The organism is Roseibium sp. RKSG952 (assembly GCF_009711355.1).
Window position 1 is genome coordinate 79,928 of record NZ_SMMF01000956.1, and the last position, 19,585, is coordinate 99,512.

Consider the following 19,585-nt stretch of genomic DNA (forward strand, 5'->3'; position numbering starts at 1 on the left):
ACCTTCCGACATTATCCCAAGCTGACACTCGCCGCGCTTTCCGGCAATTCTTCGTCAAAGCAGCGCTGATAGAACTCGGCCACGGTCTGACGCTCCAGCTCATCACACTTGTTCAGGAAGGACAGGCGGAAGGCATAGCCTACATCGCGGAAAATCTCGGCGTTCTGGGCCCAGTTGATCACGGTCCGCGGGCTCATAACGGTGCTCAGGTCACCGTTCATGAAGGCGGTCCGGGTCAGGTCGGCAACGGTAACCATCTGGCTAACGGTCTTGCGGCCCTCGGCGGTGTTATAAAGCGGCGCCTTCGACAGAACGATCATCGTTTCCGCATCATGGCTCAGGTAGTTCAGGGTCGAAACCAGCGACCAGCGGTCCATCTGCGCCTGGTTGATCTGCTGCGTGCCGTGGTACAGGCCAGTTGTGTCGCCCAGACCAACGGTGTTCGCGGTGGCGAACAGGCGGAAGTTTGGGTTCGGCGTGATGATCTCGTTCTGATCCAGCAGGGTAAGCTTGCCGTCATGCTCCAACACGCGCTGGATAACGAACATCACGTCCGCACGGCCCGCGTCGTATTCGTCGAACACGATGGCAACGGGGTTGCGCAGCGCCCAGGGCAGGATGCCTTCGTGGAATTCGGTGACCTGCTTGCCGTCGCGCAGCTTGATCGCATCTTTACCGATCAGGTCGATCCGGCTGATGTGGCTGTCGAGGTTCACGCGTACGGCAGGCCAGTTCAGGCGGGCAGCGACCTGTTCGATATGGGTCGATTTACCTGTGCCGTGATAACCTTGAATCATCACGCGGCGATTGTGCGAAAAGCCCGCCAGAATCGCCAGTGTGGTTTCAGGGTCGAACTTGTAGGTCGGGTCAATTGCAGGCACGCGGTCGCTGCGCTCGGCAAAGCCTTTGATTGCCATGTCGGTATCAATACCGAACACTTCACGGACCGAGATTTCTTCGGTGGGTTTTGCGTTGATATCAATCGATCCGTCAGCCATATGCCTTGTCCTTATCCTTTGGCCCGTTCACCGGGTATGAACCCGTGTGTGGTGCAACATATTGCGGACAAGGGCAAGGGAAAGCGGCGCACGCATTGGCCTAGCAGGGTGTTTCTTTCAAACTGGCCTTATCGTCATGCGATATTGGTCATTCAAGAATGGCTTCGCGCACCCGAACCAGACTGCGCTCATCAACAAATCGTGGGGTCGAACGCATATAATCCTGAAACGCGCGGCCATAGCCCTGCAGCAACCAACGCTCTTCGTTCAGCACGAACAGGAAATAGATCACAAAAAGGATCAGCGCCAACGCCAGGGTAACCCACGACCCGCTGGCAATCCCTAAACCAACCGTGGCCAGGACCGAGGTCACGTATTGGGGATTGCGCGAATAGGCGTACATACCGCCGGTCACCAGTCCTTCGCTTTCGCAGTAGGTGTTGTCGAGCCCCAGAAATCGATAGCCCCACAGGGTGATCCCAAAGGACAGCACCATGATCGGAACTCCGATCACATAGCGTATCCAATGACCCCAGCCGTTCATCCAGACCTCGCTTAGCGCGAACACAACGGTTGCACCGCAAAACAGCCTGAACAGACCAAAGGCCGTATGGTGCCGCCATCCGCTGGCGCTGGGCCAAAGCCCAAGGCGAGGCAGACGCAGATTGAGGGCTAGATATCCGCTCAGCAAAACGGCCGAGCAAAGGGCAACCAAAAGAGCAGTCGTATGTACCGAAGAAATCAGATGTTCCATATCGCGTTCCATTTGGACCAGTCACGTATAGTTCGGATATGGGCCTTGTCTGCGACCCATGTGACAGGCCGTAACAAGGCTTTGTAACAAGTTGAGGACGACCACGGCGATGACCTGAAGCCAGTCGGGTATGCGCCGGACAATGCGCGCAAATTTGTCAATTAGCCCAAAATTCTATATCATAAATTCAAATAGATTAATCTTTTGGGTTTTATGGCGGTGGCACATATGCCTTCGATCTGACGCTGTTGTTTCCGGCGGCCCAAACTTGGTGCTGGTAATGTTGGGTATTGGTCATGGTTTCGACTCCTATTGATCCGTTTGACGCGGTGATCCTCACGATATCAGGTGATACAACGGGGACGGTAACCGGCGACCCCCCACTGCCTGCGACCGGAGATCTCGACGGTACCATCGGTGTTCCAAATCAAAACTGGACGCCAATCGGAACATTCTGGGAAATATCGGATCCTCCGGATTTTGGTACAGCATCGATTAACCCCTTCACGGGCGAATGGACCTATGAAGTTGACCCCGCTTACTACGATAGTCTCGATCCCGGAGATATCGTAACCGATACCTTTGTTGTTCGGGGCGTAGGGGTTGCGCTCAATCCAGGCGGCAATCTTATTGGAGGCGAAGCATTTCAAACAATCACAATTCAGATCGAGGTTGTCTGTTTCGCATCTGGAACGTTGATCGATACACCAATAGGCCCTGTACCTGTCGAGCGGCTCGAACCGGACGACCTCGTGCTGACGATGGATCGGGGGGCGCAACCGATCCGATGGGTGGAATCCGCCCATCTCGGCCCGGAGCGCTTGGCGGAGAATCCGAAGTTGTGCCCGGTCGAGATCGCGAAAGGAGCTTTGGGTCCAAACTTACCGTCCCGAACCCTGCGCGTATCACCACAGCATCGTATGCTGGTGAACGGTCCCCTTGTCGAGCTGTTGTTCGGGGAAACGGAAACGCTGGTCGCAGCTTGTCATCTGGTTGGGCTGCCTGGGATACGCATGATTAAGCCGCAAGACGGCGTGACATATGTTCATGTTTTGCTGGATGATCATGAAATACTGTTCGCCGAGGGCGCACCGTCAGAAAGCCTGTATCTTGGTGATGAGGCGCTTGTTGTCATGAGCTCCGAGGGCCTGCAGGAACTGGGTGAGATATTCGGATCAAAGCTGGACAGTCTGCAGCAGGGTTTCCCGTCTCTCGCGCGCCGGGCGCTCAGATCGTACGAGGCCAGAGTGTTGGTCTCAGAAACTTCAGCGGCAGAACGCTGTGTTTGAGATCCGATTTCCTTAATAGCTCAGCAGGAAAGAACCGAGGTTAGGGCGACCAAAAGAGCAGTCGTATGTATCGGCGAAATCGGATGCTCCATATCGCGTTCCATTTGGGCCAATCCAGTACAGTTCAGATATGGGCCCTGTCTGCGACCCATGTGACAGGCGGTAACAAGGCTTTTTAACAAGTTGAGGCACTCTGGCGTCAGTCCGACCATGAGGTGACGCTGCTCTCACATGCGCCGAAATCGTCGGGTATAGATTATCCGCTCGAATATCACGATATCAGCCGATATGACTTGTTTGTTCGAAGTGATTTCAAGGACCAAACGCAATTGAATAAGACTGTTACCAATCCTGAAAGACTGGAGAATCTGGACACGTTGATCGGGCTTGTCACAGCACGTGTTTCATCCAGCCGTGACTTCAAAAGGGCCGTGGGCACATTGTCGGAAGATCTGGATTTCGTCGCTGATACGTTGCGCAATGATCCCGAATCGTGGCGCATGAACCGGGCGTTCCACCTTATTCATGTGCCAAGCTTCATCGCGGTCATGTCGATGCTTGACGAGATTGATCAGATGTCGTCGGTCACCGAAGATGAGGTGCATCAGGTTCTGGCTTCGGTAAATCGCGCGGCTTCGCTGGCCAAGGACGCGCGGCAGCGTATTGAGCAGGCAAATCTGACGGATGCCAAAGTCGAAATCGAGGTGCTGGCTGAATATGCGCCACAACCTGCGAAACCCTTTCAGAAGGCTTCGAGATTCACGCGTGCCTTCGACAGTATTGCTTCGGTTTCCGAGAGCGTTTGGGACGGTGCCAAGTCAGGGGCGACCGCCGTTCCCGGTATTGTGGGGAATCTGCAAGAGGGGGTGTCCGACACCGTGTCGCGCGCGGCCTCTGTTCCCAAACTGGCCGTAAATTTTCAGAAATCACTGTCCGGAACACTGTCCGACAACATCTCAAAGCCGATTTCGATGCGATTGAAGGCGAGTGGTCGCGCTCTGGAGCATGGTGTAGGCGCTGGCGTTGGTTTGGGGGTAATCGTCGGGGTTCTGTGCCCACCTCTGTTGCCGCTCACCGCGGGCGGCGCAGTGCTTGCCGCGATGAGGGCATGGCGCAACGAAATGAACGATGCGCGTGAGCTGAACGAAGCCGAAAGGCAACAACGTATAGCCGAGCTTCAACGAGAAAGAACCGAAGCGCTCAAACAGCTGACGCACGGCTCTGCCGCACTTCAGATGGAAACCGAAGATCTCAGCATGACCATGGATGTCGAGACGGGTGAAGCGGATGCCGTGCTGCTCAAAGGCGAATACACCGGTCGTACGTGGTCAAGCCTGACCGCGATGGAAAAGGCAGATGCGGGACTGACTTTGGTTGAAGGCGCCAATAACCTGCTCAGTATTCTGGAACTCGCAACAAGTGACTGACAGGGATTGCGCCTCTTTAGGCGCTGATCCTGTTGAAGTATAGCGCATCAGTCACGCCGCCGGACTGATCGCCTCAACGATACGACAACTGGAAATCGTGCCGCTTCCCTGACATTGGCTGGAAATGCTCTGTAGTTCTTCTTCCAGTGCCTGCAGATCCGCGATCTTGGTCTGAATGTCCCGCAGATGCCTTTCTGTCAACGCATCGACTTCAGCGCACGAGCGTTCAGTATCCTCGGCCAGATCGGCCAATTCCCGGATCTGATCCAGCGAGAACCCCAGCGCCCGGCAACGCCGGATAAAGCGTAAGCGGTTCAGTTCTGCGGCACCATAAATCCGGTAGTTCCCTTCGCTGCGGCCAGAGTTCTGCAGCAAGCCGATCTTCTCATAGTAACGGATGGTGACGACCTTGGTGCCCGTGTCACGGGCCAGATCACCAATTCTGAAGGCCTCGGTTTTCATTGCTTGACCCTATAGTTGCTATAGACACTATACCTCATGTGAACCCTGATTAAAGGACCTCAATTTGCCTTGCTGTTCACATGATACCTGCGCCTCGGGCGCGGTGGCTGCGGGTAAGTACCGCACCGTTCTCTGGATCGTGTTGGTGATTAACGCGACCATGTTTCTGGTTGAAATCATTGCCGGCCTCGCTGCCGGTTCGGCCGCTTTGCAGGCGGATGCGCTGGATTTCTTTGCTGATGCTGCCAACTACGGCATCAGCCTGTTCGTTCTGGGCATGTCCCTGCGTTGGCGCGCCAGCGCGGCGCTGATCAAGGGCGCCTCAATGGGGCTGTTCGGATTGTGGGTCATTGGTAGCGTCATTTGGCATTCCCTGAACGGAACCGTGCCATCATGGGGAACAATGAGCGTTGTCGGAATGGTAGCCCTGATCGCAAACGCCGCCTGTCTGGCGCTGCTTTTTACGTGGCGCGACGGCGATTCCAACATGCGCTCGGTTTGGATCTGCTCACGCAATGACGTGGTCGCCAATTGCGCTGTCCTCGCTGCGGCTCTGGGCGTGTTCGGCACAGGCACGGGCTGGCCTGATATCTTAGTTGCTGGTGTTATGGCTCTGCTTGCCCTGCAAGGTGCAGACACTGTTATCCGGCAGGCACTGGGCGAACTGAAACACTCAAACAAAGAAACGCAGGCCCCAACCACACCTTAAAACGGGAAGGGGCCATGCTGACTTATTTAAAGTTCCGGCTGTCCTTGATCTGGTCCCAGGCCCAGACGACCTCTTGCAACTGCTCTTCCTGCGAACGGTCGCCGCCGTTCATGTCCGGGTGCAACACCTTGATCAGCTTCTTGTAGGCCTTGCGCACCTCTGCCTTGGTCCAGCTGTCGTTGGCTTCCAGAATCTCGATTGCACGGCGTTCGGTGGGAGGCAGGCGACGACCGCCGCCGCCAGAGGTGCGGCCCTTGTTCTGGGTGCTGTTTGCGCCCAGAACCTGATGCGGATCCTCGATGCCCAGTCTGGCCCATGCGCGGGCCTCGGGATCACCCATGGGTTTGGTCTCCCGCTCCCATACCTTGTCCTTGGACCGCTGCGCGTTCAGCTCGGCCTCGGTGGTGCCGTCGAAGAAATTCCACTTCTGGTTATATTCGCGCACGTGCTGCTGACAGAACCAGTAGAAATCATCCAGAACGTCCGGCGCTTTGGGCGCGCGGAACTTGCCCGGTTCATTGCAACCTTCATGATCACAGATTCGGACCGAAGTTTCCGACGCACCTGACATGCCCCGGCGCCCGCGCGGGTTCTTTTTCTTAGCGCTGGAAACGGACATATCGAATCCGAAGGGGTCTGACTTCACCATGTGCTCATCCTCACGAACGCATCTTTTCGACTCGGAGGCAGCAGTTTAATCTAAGCAGCCGAAAGTAGAAGAGGGGAGCGGCATTTATTTTGCCGTTGAGCGTAAAAATGAGCGTGACTGACGAAATCCGCGACCGCCTGCAGGCAGCCTTTGATCCACGCGAGCTGGAAGTGATCGACGACAGCGAGAGCCACCGGGGCCATGCCGGATATCAGGACGGGGGCGAGAGCCACTTCAACGTCCGCATCCGCGCCTCAGCCTTCGAAGGCCAGTCCCGCGTTGCCCGCCACCGCGCTGTGCACAAAGCGCTGGGTGATATCGTCCCGCGCATCCACGCACTGGCGCTGGATATCGGAGTTTAGTGTATCTGCCTGGACCGATTTCACTCAGCGAAAATCGCCTGCGCCAAGAAAACAGCTCCACTCGGTTGAAGGTCAGGGTCGCACGGTGGCAGATCGACAAACTTCAACAGCGAGGCTATTGTTTTGAATACAATAGCTTTTATCTCATTAGGAATATGAACGCTCAATCAATGAAACGTGTGTTAGGCGGCCTATTTGCGGCTTGTACATGTTGTTCGACGCTTCTCGCCGATTCTGCAAAGCCCCAGTTACTGGTCTGGACAGGGTCTGTTTCTTCACAAATGAAACCGGTCGACCCGGGTGAGGCGTATACTTGCGAGCAGCCGGAACGGCCAGTCAAGGTAGACATGCGCTATCGATTGCATCCAACCCGGTCCGGGTTGACAAAGCTCTTTCAGGCGGAAAGGGCCACAAAGCGGGTTACTGTGCGACGTGGTGGTCAGATCGGACAAGGTGACAAAGGCGAAGAAACAGGTGCGCGGTTCGTTGCGAGAAACTACTCTATTGATCAGCTAGTGACGACGTCCAGTGTCGAAATTTTGACCACAATTTTCTTTTGCGACTACAATGGCTACCCCGAATTCGTAGGGCTTACTTACAAGCTTGAAGGTGAAATCGGAAACTTAGTCATTCGTTACAAAGATGTGCTGGGTCCGGACGTCAATCAGGCTCTGTCGTTGAGCTATAACTCGAACGAGTATCGACCAAGCCAAACAGATATTGATGAGGGGGCTTCTGAGGCTGTCGGAGTGTTGGATTTGACTTTGCGCCTCAAAGATCTGCCATTTGAATTGAAGCAGGGCAAAGGTGTAGTCTTGGCTGATTTGAAACTATCCAGCGACATTACATTTCCAATAATCGGGGCAACTCCATAATGCTACTTCGCGCTTTCTGGCATCTGTTCTGTGTTTTATTGGTGTCTGGCATGTTCGTCTTTATATCCAGCAACAGTGTCTCCGCACGCGCTTGGGAGATGCAATTTGAGCAAGAACAACTGGTCTTCGCGCATTTGCAACCGATGCAGCTGGAAATTGGCAGCAAGCCCTGCCCAGAGCGGTTCAGACCCGTACGAATTTTAGAAGAAATCAACCTTCGGGAACATGGAACTCTTTCGACCAAGACCAGGAGCTCTGAGCACCTCCTCTCCACCAAAATGGCAAAGGATCGCAATGCTGAAGATGCTAATCTATCGGCTTTACTTGAAGTTGAGGGATGTGTTTTCCGCAGGCATTTTCTGGTTCGGTCAGGGTATCTAACTCTGTCAGGTGATCTTGGATTTGCCGTTATGACGCCAACTAAATTCGCTCTCAGCGATCCATTTGAACAGTATACCCCTGCAAGGATGTGGTACCGTGCGCAAATCGCGGGTATACCTGATATTCAAAAATGGTATAGCCGCGGAAAACCTGCTGGTTTCGATCTGCCCGCAGGGCTTCCCGAAGACGAGGTAATTGGTGTCCTCTCTTTGGGAATCAACAGCGACTGGCTCCTTCTGGTATCTGACCACCATAAAAAAGATTGGATAGAGTTGACAATCTGGCGCTTCAAAATAGTGGTATTGTCAGAGGATAATTCAGGTTAAGCAGACAGTTACAGCCTGACTGAAAGCGCTCAAGGGCGTTTAGCTGCCGCGGGGTCGGAACCGAACACTCGTTCCGGCTATCTTCACTCTTTGCTTTTCTCGGCCTGATCGGTCTCTTCTTCGGCACCTTTCAGTGACAAAGGCGGATCTTTTGCCTCTTCGGCAATCGGGGCGGGTGCCTTGACCTCTTCCGGCCCGGGAATCGGCTGCGCCAATGGCGCCTCATCCTCTGCAGCGGGGGTCGCCACTGATGCGGCATCGATGTCGGTCTCAACAGCCCGGCGGAACACCAGAACATTGCGCCAGTTCGTTGCCGACCCGGTCAGACCCGTCCGCTCTTCGCTCGGCAGCAATTCGGCGCGTTGATATTCCCAGCCGTCCTTGCCCATCTGATTCAGCAATTGTTCGATCGAATTGGCAAATCGTCCTTCGGGTGTCTTCACGCCCTTGGCTTTGGTGCCTTTCTGCGGGGCGGGGACAACTTTGTATTCGTAGCGCTGCATCAATAGTTCCTAAAATGCCTGTCACGGCCAACTTATCACGTTGGCCGCCGGGTAAAAGAGAGCATGGCCGGACGGCAGAATTCAGCCTGCACTGTTGCCGTCAGTCCCCGCAGCCTTTTGCACGACGGACAGGCACAGCTCGGTGGCCAGGGCCATGTCCTGCACCGATACCCATTCCAGAGGCCCGTGAATGCACTGCATGCCGGTGAACAGGTTAGGGCAGGGCGTACCGAATTCGGTCAGTCGGGAGCCATCGGTACCGCCGCGGATCGGTACGGAAAGCGGCTCGATCCCCAGTTCACGGCAAGAATTGCGCGCCAGATCGACCGGGGTCATGTCTTTTTCCAGCCAATAGCGCATGTTGCGGTACTGATGGTAAATCTCACAGGTGATCACCGCACGCGGCTCTGTGGCCTGAACGGTGGCACAGACCTGCCGGACCAGATCGCCCTGCGCCTCCAGCGCTTCCATTTCGAAATCGCGCAGGATCAGCTTGATTTCCATCTCAGAGGAACCGCCATTCATGTCGGTGATATGGATGAAGCCCTCGCGCCCGTCAGTGACCTCGGGGGTCATGGTGGCCTGCGGAAGGGTTTGGACGATCTTAGCCGCCAGATGGGCTGCGTTGACCATTTTGCCCTTCGCCAGCCCGGGATGGATCGAGACGCCCTCGATCCGGATCACGGCACGGTCGGCCGAAAAGCTCTCATATTCGATTTCGCCGACTTCCTGACCGTCCAGAGTGTATGCGAAATCAGCACCCAGATCCTTGGGCAATTGTTCGGTAACACCGCGCCCGATCTCTTCATCCGGGGTAAAGGCAATGCGGATCGGCCCGTGCGGGATGTCCTTGTTTTCGAGCAGATGCCGGGTCATCGTCATCAGGATCGAAACACCCGCCTTGTCATCAGCACCCAGCAGTGTGGTACCCGAGGCGGTGATCAGGTCATGTCCGATTTTCTCGGCCAGATAGGGATGCTCTTCAGGCGACAGAACCAGTTCCGGGTCATCGGGAAAGCTGATGTCTCCACCATTGTAACCTTTGATCACCCGCGGTTTGACACCCGTCGCATTGAACTGCGGTGCAGTATCGACATGGGCGAGAAAACCCACGGTCGGTCCCGGAACTGTACCGGGGATGGTGGCCACAACGACGCTGTCTCCGGTCAGCTCAACATCCTGTGCGCCGATTTCGGTCAGTTCCTGCTTGAGCAGGTTCAGCATGTTGAGCTGAATTTCCGTGCTGGGTGTAGTTGGCGAATTCTCATCGCTCTGGCTGTCGATGGACGCGTAGCGAACCAAGCGATCTTCGAGTTCCTGATCAAATCTTTTCTGCATGAAACCTTACCTCTCTGATCCGGAAGAAAGAGCGCAATTCAAAGGGGAGTCAAGCACATGGCAAGCCCCTTGAAACGTTAAGAAATGGGAAATCAGAATTGTACAAACCGAACAAATCCTGTCGCCCGGTTTGTACAAAATACAAGATTTACTGACCCAGCTTGGCGCTGACCAATTGGTTAACGGCCTTCGGGTTTGCCTTGCCGCCGGTCGCCTTCATGACCTGACCCACGAACCAGCCTGCCAGTTTCGGGTTCACCTTGGCCTTCTCGACCTGCGCCGGATTGGCGGCAATGATCTCATCCAACGCCGCTTCGATGGCACCGGTATCGGTCACCTGTTTCATGCCGCGTTCTTCGACGATCTGCGCCGGGTCGCCGCCTTCGGTCCAAACGATTTCGAACAGATCTTTTGCGATCTTGCCCGAGATATCGCCCGACCATTCCAGTTTGAGTTGTGATGCAAGTTGCTTGGGGGATATTCGTGATTGCGAAATATCCAGATCGTCTTTCTTGAGGGCAGCAAATAGAACATTGACAACCCAATTCGCCGCAGATTTCTGTGGAACTGCAGGGATATCTTTTAGGGATTTGGTATCGAAAGAACCAACCTCTTCGACGACTTGTTCAAAATAATCTGCAGCTTCCACTTCGGCGGTCAACACCGACGCGTCATAGTCAGTCAGTCCGAACTCGCTGATAAAGCGAGCTTTTTTATCGTCGGGCAGCTCGGGTAACTTGGCGGCGATGTCATCTACCCATGCCTGTTCAATCTCAAGCGGCAGCAGGTCGGGGTCGGGGAAGTAGCGATAGTCATGCGCCTCTTCCTTGGACCGCATCGAACGGGTTTCACCTTTGTCCGGATCGTACAGGCGGGTTTCCTGATCGACTTTTCCACCAGCTTCGACGATGGCGATCTGGCGGCGCGCTTCGACTTCGATCGCCTGCTGGATAAAGCGCATCGAGTTCATATTCTTGATTTCGCAGCGGGTACCCAGATGCGAAAAGTCCTGCGTTTCTTGATACTTCTCGTACGCGCCCGGCAAGCAGATCGAGACGTTCACATCCGCCCGCAGGTTGCCGTTCTGCATGTTGCCGTCGCAGGTGCCCAGATAACGCATGATCTGACGCAGCTTGGCGATATAGGCTGCGGCTTCTTCTGGGCCACGGATATCGGGGCGCGACACGATCTCCATCAGGCAGACGCCAGTCCGGTTCAGGTCGACGAAGGACATATGCGGATCCATGTCGTGGATCGATTTACCGGCGTCCTGCTCCATGTGGATGCGTTCGATGCGCACCATACGTGCGGTTCCGTCACCCATCTCGACCAGCACTTCGCCTTCACCCACAATCGGATGATAAAGCTGGGAAATCTGATATCCCTGCGGCAGGTCAGGGTAGAAATAGTTCTTACGGTCAAAGGCCGATTTCAGATTGATGTTTGCCTTCAGGCCCAGACCGGTTCGTACCGCCTGCTCAACGCAGTATTCGTTGATCACCGGCAGCATTCCCGGCATCGCGGCGTCCACGAAGGCCACGTTCGAGTTCGGCTCGGCCCCGAATTGGGTCGATGCGCCCGAGAACAGCTTGGCATTGGATGAGACCTGCGCATGCACCTCCATCCCGATCACCAGCTCCCAGTCGTGCTTGGCACCGGCAATGGTCTTGGGTTTGGGCATTTCATAGGTCAGGTCGAGCATGGCGCGCCTCTTATCCGCAGAAGTCTAGGCCTGCGTATTATGCCCGTGCGCGCTAGGGGGCAAGGGGGAATGAATCTTTGTGCTTGATCTCAACCATACTTGAGACGCCAGAACCGAAGGCCACAGTCATTCAAACCCTCGGAGAACCAGATGAACATATTTGTATTGGGTGCAACCGGATTGATTGGTTCGCAGGTCACCGCGCAACTTCTGGCACGTGGGCACAGTGTGACCGGTTTGTGCCGGTCCTCTGCATCTTGTGCAAAATTGCAGCAAGTGGGAGCACAGGTTTGTCGTGGAGATTTGCGGCAACCAGAGGGCTGGGCTGATCGGGCGATTGCATCGGATGTTGTTTTGCAGATTGCAGCCACGTTCGATGAAGAAATGGCACAGGTTGATTTTCTGGCGATGGAGGCGTTGCGACGGGCGGCAAAGCGGCGGGGGCAAGCTACGCGTTGCATCTATACCGGCGGTGTCTGGCTTTATGGGGATACGGGCGGTGACGTTGTCGATGAAACCAGCGCCTTTTCACCAATTCCCGAGTTTTCGTGGATGCTGGAAACAGCAAATGTGCTCGCAGCTGATGATTGGATGGACTTGGCGGTTTTGCATCCGGGTCTGGTTTATGACAGCAACGCCCGAGGAATGTTCCATCGTTTCGACGCGCAAATTCAGCACAGGCAACCGGTTGAAATCTGGGGGAGCGCTGAAACGCTCTGGCCACTTGTTCATGTAGAAGATTTGGCGATGGCCTATGTTCTGCTTTGCGAAAACCGCGATCTGTCGGGGCATTTCAATGCAGTGACCGAGGTAGGGGTTGCGGTAAAAGACATCGTGCTCGCCTTGTCGACCCGACGTGAGGTTCCATACCGGACGCATGTTGTTCCACGGTCGGAAGCGCTTGCGAAATACGGCTCCTCAGAGGGGCCGATGCTCAGCCAACGGGTTTCAGGGCGCCGGTTAAAAGATCTTGGTTGGACGCCGCGTTACGATGATTTCAGAAAGGCCCTCGCACCAATTATTGGTGCGTGAACTGCAACCCGTTTGGCGTGAACGTCACGCTCTTGCCGCTACCCAGCTCATCACGCAGCAGGTTGCTGATGGCGCGCAGGGCATCGCGCTGTCCGCGTGCTGCAAAACGCTCGGGCGAATTGATGCGGACGCTGTTGTTGAACCCGTCCGCAGCGTGGGCCCAAATGAGCGGATGCAACTCTGTCAGATGATCACGGATCAGCCAGTCGGCAGCCTCACCGATCTGAGTTCGGGCCAGATCTGCCCGTTCATCCAGTCCAAGCCCGTTTTGCAGCGTGATTGCGCAATAGGCGGCCAGAAGGTTGATTGTTTGCTGATCAGATTGCCGTTGAACGATGTCGCGCAGGCCTTCAATGAAGTATTCGACATCCACGCGCGCGCAGGCCTCTTCGTCCAGAGCGATGGCATCGAATTGCACCCAAGTGTATCCACCAGCACCCCAGATGTCCTGCGTTTGCGCCGCGTTGCGCAAAGCCTGCAGTTCCAGCTCCTGATAGCTGCCAAACCAGCGCGGCAGCAAATGACTGCCCATCGCCCGCATGTGGCGATGATTGCGCGGGTCGAGCGCGATCAGTTTCTCGTATTGATCAGCAACACGTGCCTGAGCTTTGCGTTGACCTGCAAGAAGGGCGCAATCGGCGGCTGCAACTGCCGGGCTGTTAGGCGCGGCACGACGGCAATTCGGAAGAATTGCGGCAGCACGGTCAAAATGCGCCGCGCAGCGTGACCGATGCAGCGGAGGCAGCGTAGTCTCCCATGCAGTTCCCCGCCATGCCCAGGCCAAGTCGACGTGAGCCAGAGCAACCACAAGTCCTATCATCGGGTCGTCAGGATGCTCGCGCAGTTCGTTCTCAAGTTCCGCGATGCCGCCCAGCAGATCATAGTCCGATATCGCTTTGCCATCTGTCAAAGCGTGTTCGGCGGCAAGTACAACATCAGAGCGTGCGCCAAAGGCCAGCAGATCAGCAATCGGAAGGCCGCCGGGGGCTGCCTCTCTTGCAGCATCCGCTGCGTACATCTCGGCGGACAATTGTGTCCACAGATCCTGACGGGCCAGATAGCGCCCGCGTTCGATTACATCACGACCGATAAGGTCACTTGGACCTAATTGTGCCACAGGAATATTGAGCTGCCCCGTATCCGTAAGGGTTACTGCGGCAACAGCATTTTGCGCGCGTCTTTCCGGCGCAATCTGCTTTCGGGAACCTGATATACGGGCAGCGGCTGCCCTGAACGACCAGAACATGGTGAAACTCGAAACTGTACAAACTCGTAAACTGACTTCGAAGTCTGGCCGCAATTTGCGCCCAATTCAAGGCATTAGGGGGGAAATCTGCGTGTTTGGAGTTAATCTTGGGGATTCGCGGCTGATCGTTTCAAAATACAGTGAAATGATGCCGCTCAACTTTGAAACCAGCTTGCTGAAGTAACTGTTCGAAGTCCCGATGAGGGGGCAAGGCTTCATCCGGCAGGCGCAGGCGTTTACCAGTTTTCAGTACCATAGATACCCTTACAGAAAAGTCCCAACGGGTATCGAAGCGGAAAAAATCGATTTCATCCAAGCTGATATCGCCCTGTCTTCGCCCTGAATGCCAACTCAGCTTATGCTGATCCAGGTTCAGGCCTGCGCTACTGTCCTGGACGAGATCCCAGACCGCTGGAAGCGTGCCAAGCGCCAGCAATCCGACCAGCCAAAGTGCTGCATTGAAAAAGATCACCAATCCGATGAGCGCCGCGTAGACGCAGATCAGGATCACCACGGTTCTGGGCGAGCGGTTCTGGCGAGTGAAGGTAAACGGAGTCATTTGTTGTGTTCAGCCGAGACCATAGGGGGCTTACGCCCCCAATATCCGTGTGACCATTTCTGTCGTATCCCGCGACAGGTTTGGAGTTTCCGAAATGCGGGTCAGCTGGTGACGCATCAGATCCTGACGGTCGGCATCGTAGCGTTTCCATGTCTGGAAAGCCGAACACATGCGCGCAGTTGTTTGCGGGTTCACCGGATCCAGCCGGATCAACCAATCTGCAAGCAATTGATAGGCAGCCCCATCGGTCTGATGGAAGCCGGCGTGGTTCATGGCCAGTGATCCCATCAGTGCGCGGAAGCGGTTTGGGTTCTTCCAATTGAAATCGGCATGTTCTGTCAGCGATTGGGCGGTTTGAGGTGTTGCCTCTGGCGCTGCCATTGAAACCTGTAGCGCAAACCATTTGTCCATGACCAAACGGTCATGTCGCCACTGATCGTAGAATGCTGCCAATTCAGCCTCACCCTTACGGGCGCGCAGCAGGCAGGAGAGCGCAGTCAGCTGCAGCGTCATGTTATCGGCCTTGGCATATTCCTCGGCCGCTTTTGCTCCGCCATCCAATCGTGAAGTCAGCGCCAGAGCTGCACCGCCCAATGCGCGTTTGCCGGATTGTGCTGCGCCGGGGTCATAGGGGGCGTCGATAACCGCCTCGCTATGCAGACGAGGCAGTAGGTCTTGCACATGTTGCGCCGTCGCTTGGCGCAGCGTTTCTACGGAAGCCCAGATCGCCAACGGGTCTGGTGTAGTGCCACTCTCATGCAGTGCTGCAGCCAGTTCGGATTGTGTTGGCAAGCCCAACATGAGCGCCCGATAGGCAGGGTCGAGGTCACCGTCGCGCAGAACGGCTAACAGCCCATCCAGATAATCGGCATTTGGCGCGGCATCTTCCGTGATCATCCGCAGCAGCGTGTCCTGCGCAAGCGAACGCCCGGCTTCCCACCTGTTGAATGGATCCGTGTCCTGCGCCAGCAGAAACGCGCGTTCGGCGTTGCCGTGGTCATGTTCCAGGATCACCGGAGCCGAAAAGCCGCGCAGGATCGAAGCCACAGGTTTTGAAGCCAAGCCTGTGAAACTATAGCTCTGCTCTGCTTCCGTCAGTTCCAAAACCTCGGTACCTCTGACTTCGTCACCATTGGCTCCAAGCAGGCCGACGGCGACCGGGATTACCTGCGGCAGCTTCTCCGATTGTCCAGGCGTCGGGTTCGTCGATTGGCTGAGTGTCAGGGTGTAGGTTCCATCAGCCCAATCTTCGGCCACTTTCACGCGCGGGGTGCCCGATTGGCTGTACCAGCGTTTGAACTGGCTCAGATCGCGACCAGTCGTATCCTCGAACACCTGCAGCCAGTCTTCGATGGTGCAGGCCTGACCGTCATGGCGTTCGAAATACAGATCAAGCGCTTTGGCATAGGCGTCATCACCTACCAGCCGCTTGAGCATGCCAATAACCTCAGCACCCTTTTCGTAGACCGTCGAAGTATAGAAGTTGTTGATTTCCTGAAAACTCTCGGGGCGAACGGGATGCGACAGCGGGCCGTTATCCTCGGGGAACTGACGGGCACGCAGGTCGATCACGTCATGAATGCGTTTGACCGGCTCAGAGCGCATGTCTGACGTAAACTGGGCGTCGCGAAAGACGGTCAGGCCCTCTTTCAGGCATAGTTGGAACCAGTCCCTGCAGGTGATGCGGTTACCGGTCCAGTTGTGGAAATACTCATGCGCGATGATGGCTTCGATGCGTTCGAAATTGGTATCTGTCGAGGTTTCGGGACTGGCCAGAACGGCGGAGGAGTTGAAGATATTCAACCCTTTGTTCTCCATCGCTCCCATGTTGAAATCGTCGACTGCCACGATGTTGAACACGTCAAGATCGTATTCGCGACTGTAAACATCCTCATCCCACTTCATCGACTGTTTCAGCGCTTCCATTCCAAAGGCGCATTTGCCTTCATCACCGGGGCGGACCCACAGGTTCAGTTCGACGTCGCGCCCGGAACGCGTTGTGAATTTATCGGGATGTGCAACCAGTTCCCCTGCAACCAGGGCGAACAGGTATGCAGGTTTGGGCCAGGGATCCGTCCACTCGGCCCAGCCTTCGCCGCTGCCGGTTGGATTACCGTTGGAGAGCAGAACCGGAAGATCGCCATTTATGCGGACTGTGAAGGTGGACATCACATCGGGGCGATCCGGATAGTATGTAATCTTGCGAAAGCCCTCTGCTTCACATTGAGTGCAGTACATGCCGTTGGACATATAAAGCCCCTCGAGCGCTGTGTTGTTGCCGGGATCAATTTCAACTTCAGCCTCCCAGATAAAGGGGGCGTCAGGAACCTGAGCAGTCAGGCCCTTGTCGGAAATGTCAGGAGAGATAACCTCGCCGTCGATGGCTGCCCGGATCAACGTCAGCTCTTCTCCATGCAGAAAAAACGTCCGATCGGTTGCGTCCGGATTGGGACGGAAAGCGATGCGGGAGGTGACACGGGTTGCGTGCTGAGCAAGGTTGAATGTCAGATGCACGCTGTCCACCAAATAACCGAACGGCGTGTAATCTTTCAGATAGATCGTGGTGGGGGCGGCGTCGCGCATCGGGGGCCTCGCATCGGTTCATGTCTGGCTCGACGTTATGAGCTTCGTCCGGTGGCTGCAACCAGAGCGATTTGGGTGCGGCATTGCCTTGCTGCTTTTGAAGCAGTTTCCAATCCTGTCTGAAAATCAAAACGTAAGGGCGCAAGTTGCCTATCGGAAACTTTCGCCCTAACTGATGTGCGCATACAACGGCACACAATTGCGGGAGATTCGGAATATGAGCGGCAGAGAAACCCGGAACGGGCTGCAGGTTGATCAGATATTGGCCGATTTTATCGAGCAACAGGCGCTGCCGGGAACAGGTGTAGCTCCGGATGTGTTCTGGGCTGGCCTTGCAAAGATGGTCTCCGAACTTGGCCCCAAAAACCGAGAGTTGCTGGCCAAGCGCGCCGACATTCAGGGCCGCGTCGATGGCTGGCACATAGCGCGCAAGGGGCAGAACATTGATCCGGCAGAGTACCAGTCTTTTCTGCGTGAGATCGGATATCTCGTAGACGAAGGCGATGAATTCCAGATCGAAACCGAGAGTGTAGATCCGGAAATCGCGCTCACACCGGGTCCGCAGTTGGTTGTGCCAATCACCAATGCCCGTTTTGCCCTGAACGCTGCAAATGCCCGCTGGGGCAGCTTGTATGACGCCTTGTACGGAACCGACGCCATGGGCGATTTGCCATCGGGTGGCGGTTACGATGCTGAACGTGGCGCGCGCGTGATTGCATGGGCCAAAGCGTTTCTGGATGACGCCGTACCGCTTGCTTCCGGATCCTGGGCCGATGTCGGCGGTCTGAGTGTCGTAGACGGGTCACTGGTACCCGCACTGGCAGACCCCGCTAAGTTTGTTGGCTTTGGAGGTTCGGCAGCTGCCCCCGAATTCGTCCTGCTTAATAACAACGGACTACACATCCAGATCACGATTGACGCCTTCAGCAATATCGGCGCCTCTGATCCTGCTGGTATCGCGGATGTACGACTGGAATCCGCGCTGTCCACGATCATGGACTGTGAAGATTCAGTCGCTTGTGTTGATGCTGCCGACAAGGTTGTCGCCTACGGAAACTGGCTGGGCCTGATGAAAGGCGACCTGACCGAGGAAGTAACCAAAGGTAGAAACACCTTTACCCGTAAACTGGCAGGCGATCTTGACTTCACCGCCGCTGACGGAGCTCAGAATACCCTGAAAGGGCGTTCATTGATGCTGGTGCGTAATGTTGGGCATCTTATGACCAACCCTGCGGTTCTGGATGCCGACGGCAACGAGATCGGCGAAGGGCTGATGGATGCGCTCTGCACCACATTGATCGCAATGCACGACCTGCAGCGCGAAGGTGGCAACTCGGTCGCCGGGTCGGTCTATGTTGTGAAACCCAAGATGCACGGCCCGGAAGAGGTCGCGTTCTCGGTTCAGATCTTCGACATGGTCGAGGACATTCTGGGTTTGCCGCGCAACACTGTAAAGCTGGGTATCATGGACGAAGAGCGTCGGACTTCGGTGAACCTCAGGGAATGCATCCGAGCCGCGAAATCGCGTGTAGCTTTCATCAACACCGGCTTTTTGGATCGGACTGGCGATGAAATCCACACCTCGATGGAAGCGGGGCCGATGCTGCCCAAAGGGGACATCAAGAACACGCCATGGATTGCTTCTTATGAAGACCGCAATGTGGATATCGGCCTTGCCTGCGGGCTGAAGGGCAAGGCTCAGATCGGCAAGGGCATGTGGGCGATGCCCGACCGTATGGGTGATATGCTTGAGCAGAAAATCGGGCATCCGATGTCTGGGGCGACCTGTGCCTGGGTTCCGTCCCCCACAGCGGCGACCTTGCATGCGACCCACTACCACAAGGTAAATGTACTGACGCGGCAGGATGAGATCGCCGCAGGCGGTGCTCGCGGGACATTGGGTGATCTGTTGACCATTCCGCTTTTGGATGGCCGCAATCTGAGCGACGAGGAAATCACCCGCGAGATCGAGAACAATGCTCAGGGCATTCTGGGTTATGTCGTGCGTTGGGTAGATCAGGGCGTCGGATGTTCAAAGGTACCGGACATCAACGATATCGGCCTGATGGAGGATCGCGCGACCTGCCGTATCTCAAGCCAGGCGCTGGCCAACTGGTTGCATCATGACGTCGTTGACGAAGCGCAGGTGATGGCGGCGATGCAGAAGATGGCTGCCGTAGTGGATCGTCAGAACGAAGATGATCCGGCCTACAACCCGATGGCGCCGAACTTTGACGGTATCGCTTTTCAGGCCGCCTGCGATCTGGTCTTCAAAGGTCGCGTGCAGCCGTCGGGTTACACCGAGCCGGTACTTCATGCACGCCGTCTGGAACTGAAAGCGGCCAGCGCTTAAATCCCGGCTGCGGGGTTGTTCCCCGCAGCACCAACAG

General features: G+C 55.8%; 18 protein-coding genes. 8 read left to right on the top strand and 10 right to left on the bottom strand.

The features are described from left to right. Positions 1 to 11: 11 nt before the first annotated feature. On the bottom strand, positions 12 to 998 hold the full coding sequence (cobS, locus tag E1297_RS37870; protein ID WP_155147392.1) for a cobaltochelatase subunit CobS: 987 nt from the start codon (positions 996 to 998) through the stop codon (positions 12 to 14). A gap of 148 nt (positions 999 to 1,146) precedes the next feature. Further along, positions 1,147 to 1,752 (bottom strand): isoprenylcysteine carboxylmethyltransferase family protein, encoded by a 606-nt coding sequence (locus E1297_RS37875; protein ID WP_155147393.1) that lies wholly within the window; start codon positions 1,750 to 1,752, stop codon positions 1,147 to 1,149. A gap of 296 nt (positions 1,753 to 2,048) precedes the next feature. On the opposite strand from E1297_RS37875, the gene E1297_RS37880 reads away from it, so the two are divergent. Both E1297_RS37880 and E1297_RS37885 read left to right on the top strand, forming a co-directional pair. Continuing rightward, entirely contained in the window at positions 2,049 to 3,041 is a 993-nt protein-coding gene (locus tag E1297_RS37880) for a Hint domain-containing protein (RefSeq protein WP_155147395.1), read from the top strand. A 329-nt stretch (positions 3,042 to 3,370) separates the two neighbouring features. Next, positions 3,371 to 4,468 carry a hypothetical protein gene (locus tag E1297_RS37885; protein WP_155147397.1) on the top strand — a complete coding sequence of 366 codons (1,098 nt, stop codon included), beginning with the start codon at positions 3,371 to 3,373 and terminating at the stop codon, positions 4,466 to 4,468. 51 nt (positions 4,469 to 4,519) lie between these two features. Here E1297_RS37885 and E1297_RS37890 read toward each other — a convergent pair whose 3' ends face one another. Then, positions 4,520 to 4,930 (bottom strand): helix-turn-helix domain-containing protein, encoded by a 411-nt coding sequence (locus E1297_RS37890; protein WP_155147399.1) that lies wholly within the window; start codon positions 4,928 to 4,930, stop codon positions 4,520 to 4,522. 64 nt (positions 4,931 to 4,994) lie between these two features. Here E1297_RS37890 and E1297_RS37895 point away from each other — a divergent pair, with 64 nt between their 5' ends. Beyond that, on the top strand, positions 4,995 to 5,639 hold the full coding sequence (locus tag E1297_RS37895) for a cation transporter (protein ID WP_155147401.1): 645 nt from the start codon (positions 4,995 to 4,997) through the stop codon (positions 5,637 to 5,639). 22 nt (positions 5,640 to 5,661) lie between these two features. On the opposite strand, the gene E1297_RS37900 is transcribed toward E1297_RS37895, so the two are convergent. Continuing rightward, positions 5,662 to 6,288 (bottom strand): J domain-containing protein, encoded by a 627-nt coding sequence (locus E1297_RS37900; protein ID WP_155147403.1) that lies wholly within the window; start codon positions 6,286 to 6,288, stop codon positions 5,662 to 5,664. 107 nt (positions 6,289 to 6,395) lie between these two features. Here E1297_RS37900 and E1297_RS37905 point away from each other — a divergent pair, with 107 nt between their 5' ends. From E1297_RS37905 to E1297_RS37915, 3 genes are read left to right on the top strand one after another with little or no spacing between them, the layout of a single operon-like run. Further along, on the top strand, positions 6,396 to 6,650 hold the full coding sequence (locus E1297_RS37905) for a BolA family transcriptional regulator (protein WP_155147405.1): 255 nt from the start codon (positions 6,396 to 6,398) through the stop codon (positions 6,648 to 6,650). Further along, positions 6,650 to 7,525, top strand: coding sequence for a hypothetical protein (locus E1297_RS37910; protein ID WP_155147408.1), 876 nt, complete (start codon positions 6,650 to 6,652; stop codon positions 7,523 to 7,525). Before E1297_RS37905 ends, E1297_RS37910 begins: the two co-directional genes overlap by 1 nt. After that, positions 7,525 to 8,232, top strand: coding sequence for a hypothetical protein (locus E1297_RS37915; RefSeq protein WP_155147410.1), 708 nt, complete (start codon positions 7,525 to 7,527; stop codon positions 8,230 to 8,232). The genes E1297_RS37910 and E1297_RS37915 overlap by 1 nt, the downstream gene beginning before the upstream one ends. An 83-nt stretch (positions 8,233 to 8,315) precedes the next feature. Here E1297_RS37915 and E1297_RS37920 read toward each other — a convergent pair whose 3' ends face one another. The 3 genes from E1297_RS37920 to gatB form a co-directional block, all read right to left on the bottom strand. Further along, complete coding sequence (locus E1297_RS37920) at positions 8,316 to 8,735, bottom strand: DUF4177 domain-containing protein (protein ID WP_155147412.1); 420 nt, start codon at positions 8,733 to 8,735, stop codon at positions 8,316 to 8,318. 81 nt (positions 8,736 to 8,816) lie between these two features. Further along, positions 8,817 to 10,073: a peptidase T gene (gene pepT, locus E1297_RS37925; protein WP_155147414.1), complete on the bottom strand. Its 1,257-nt coding sequence runs from the start codon at positions 10,071 to 10,073 to the stop codon at positions 8,817 to 8,819. A 148-nt stretch (positions 10,074 to 10,221) separates the two neighbouring features. Then, positions 10,222 to 11,775, bottom strand: a complete 1,554-nt coding sequence (gene gatB / locus E1297_RS37930) for an Asp-tRNA(Asn)/Glu-tRNA(Gln) amidotransferase subunit GatB (RefSeq protein WP_155147416.1) — start codon at positions 11,773 to 11,775, stop codon at positions 10,222 to 10,224. A 150-nt stretch (positions 11,776 to 11,925) separates the two neighbouring features. Here gatB and E1297_RS37935 point away from each other — a divergent pair, with 150 nt between their 5' ends. Next, positions 11,926 to 12,807, top strand: coding sequence for an NAD-dependent epimerase/dehydratase family protein (locus tag E1297_RS37935; RefSeq protein WP_155147418.1), 882 nt, complete (start codon positions 11,926 to 11,928; stop codon positions 12,805 to 12,807). Here the strand turns inward: E1297_RS37935 and E1297_RS37940 are convergent. From E1297_RS37940 to pepN, 3 genes are all read right to left on the bottom strand, one after another. Further along, positions 12,794 to 14,053, bottom strand: a complete 1,260-nt coding sequence (locus E1297_RS37940) for a hypothetical protein (protein ID WP_155147421.1) — start codon at positions 14,051 to 14,053, stop codon at positions 12,794 to 12,796. The genes E1297_RS37935 and E1297_RS37940 overlap by 14 nt on opposite strands. Positions 14,054 to 14,183: 130 nt before the next feature. Beyond that, positions 14,184 to 14,612 carry a hypothetical protein gene (locus E1297_RS37945; protein WP_155147423.1) on the bottom strand — a complete coding sequence of 143 codons (429 nt, stop codon included), beginning with the start codon at positions 14,610 to 14,612 and terminating at the stop codon, positions 14,184 to 14,186. 30 nt (positions 14,613 to 14,642) lie between these two features. Beyond that, the gene (gene pepN / locus E1297_RS37950; RefSeq protein ID WP_155147425.1) at positions 14,643 to 17,195 is read right to left on the bottom strand and encodes an aminopeptidase N; all 2,553 of its coding nucleotides are present in this window, start codon (positions 17,193 to 17,195) and stop codon (positions 14,643 to 14,645) included. A 217-nt stretch (positions 17,196 to 17,412) separates the two neighbouring features. Between pepN and E1297_RS37955 the strand changes: the two genes are divergently transcribed. Further along, positions 17,413 to 19,548, top strand: a complete 2,136-nt coding sequence (locus E1297_RS37955) for a malate synthase G (RefSeq protein WP_155147426.1) — start codon at positions 17,413 to 17,415, stop codon at positions 19,546 to 19,548. The last annotated feature ends 37 nt before the right edge of the window (positions 19,549 to 19,585 follow it).

Coding starts and splice junctions, on each gene's coding strand:
- cobS (WP_155147392.1), bottom strand. CDS start 998: ATGGCTGACGGATCGATTGATATCAACGCAAAACCCACCGAAGAAATC.
- E1297_RS37875 (WP_155147393.1), bottom strand. CDS start 1,752: ATGGAACATCTGATTTCTTCGGTACATACGACTGCTCTTTTGGTTGCC.
- E1297_RS37880 (WP_155147395.1), top strand. CDS start 2,049: ATGGTTTCGACTCCTATTGATCCGTTTGACGCGGTGATCCTCACGATA.
- E1297_RS37890 (WP_155147399.1), bottom strand. CDS start 4,930: ATGAAAACCGAGGCCTTCAGAATTGGTGATCTGGCCCGTGACACGGGC.
- E1297_RS37900 (WP_155147403.1), bottom strand. CDS start 6,288: ATGGTGAAGTCAGACCCCTTCGGATTCGATATGTCCGTTTCCAGCGCT.
- E1297_RS37905 (WP_155147405.1), top strand. CDS start 6,396: ATGAGCGTGACTGACGAAATCCGCGACCGCCTGCAGGCAGCCTTTGAT.
- E1297_RS37915 (WP_155147410.1), top strand. CDS start 7,525: ATGCTACTTCGCGCTTTCTGGCATCTGTTCTGTGTTTTATTGGTGTCT.
- E1297_RS37920 (WP_155147412.1), bottom strand. CDS start 8,735: ATGCAGCGCTACGAATACAAAGTTGTCCCCGCCCCGCAGAAAGGCACC.
- pepT (WP_155147414.1), bottom strand. CDS start 10,073: ATGCAGAAAAGATTTGATCAGGAACTCGAAGATCGCTTGGTTCGCTAC.
- gatB (WP_155147416.1), bottom strand. CDS start 11,775: ATGCTCGACCTGACCTATGAAATGCCCAAACCCAAGACCATTGCCGGT.
- E1297_RS37935 (WP_155147418.1), top strand. CDS start 11,926: ATGAACATATTTGTATTGGGTGCAACCGGATTGATTGGTTCGCAGGTC.
- E1297_RS37940 (WP_155147421.1), bottom strand. CDS start 14,053: ATGTTCTGGTCGTTCAGGGCAGCCGCTGCCCGTATATCAGGTTCCCGA.
- E1297_RS37945 (WP_155147423.1), bottom strand. CDS start 14,612: ATGACTCCGTTTACCTTCACTCGCCAGAACCGCTCGCCCAGAACCGTG.
- pepN (WP_155147425.1), bottom strand. CDS start 17,195: ATGCGCGACGCCGCCCCCACCACGATCTATCTGAAAGATTACACGCCG.
- E1297_RS37955 (WP_155147426.1), top strand. CDS start 17,413: ATGAGCGGCAGAGAAACCCGGAACGGGCTGCAGGTTGATCAGATATTG.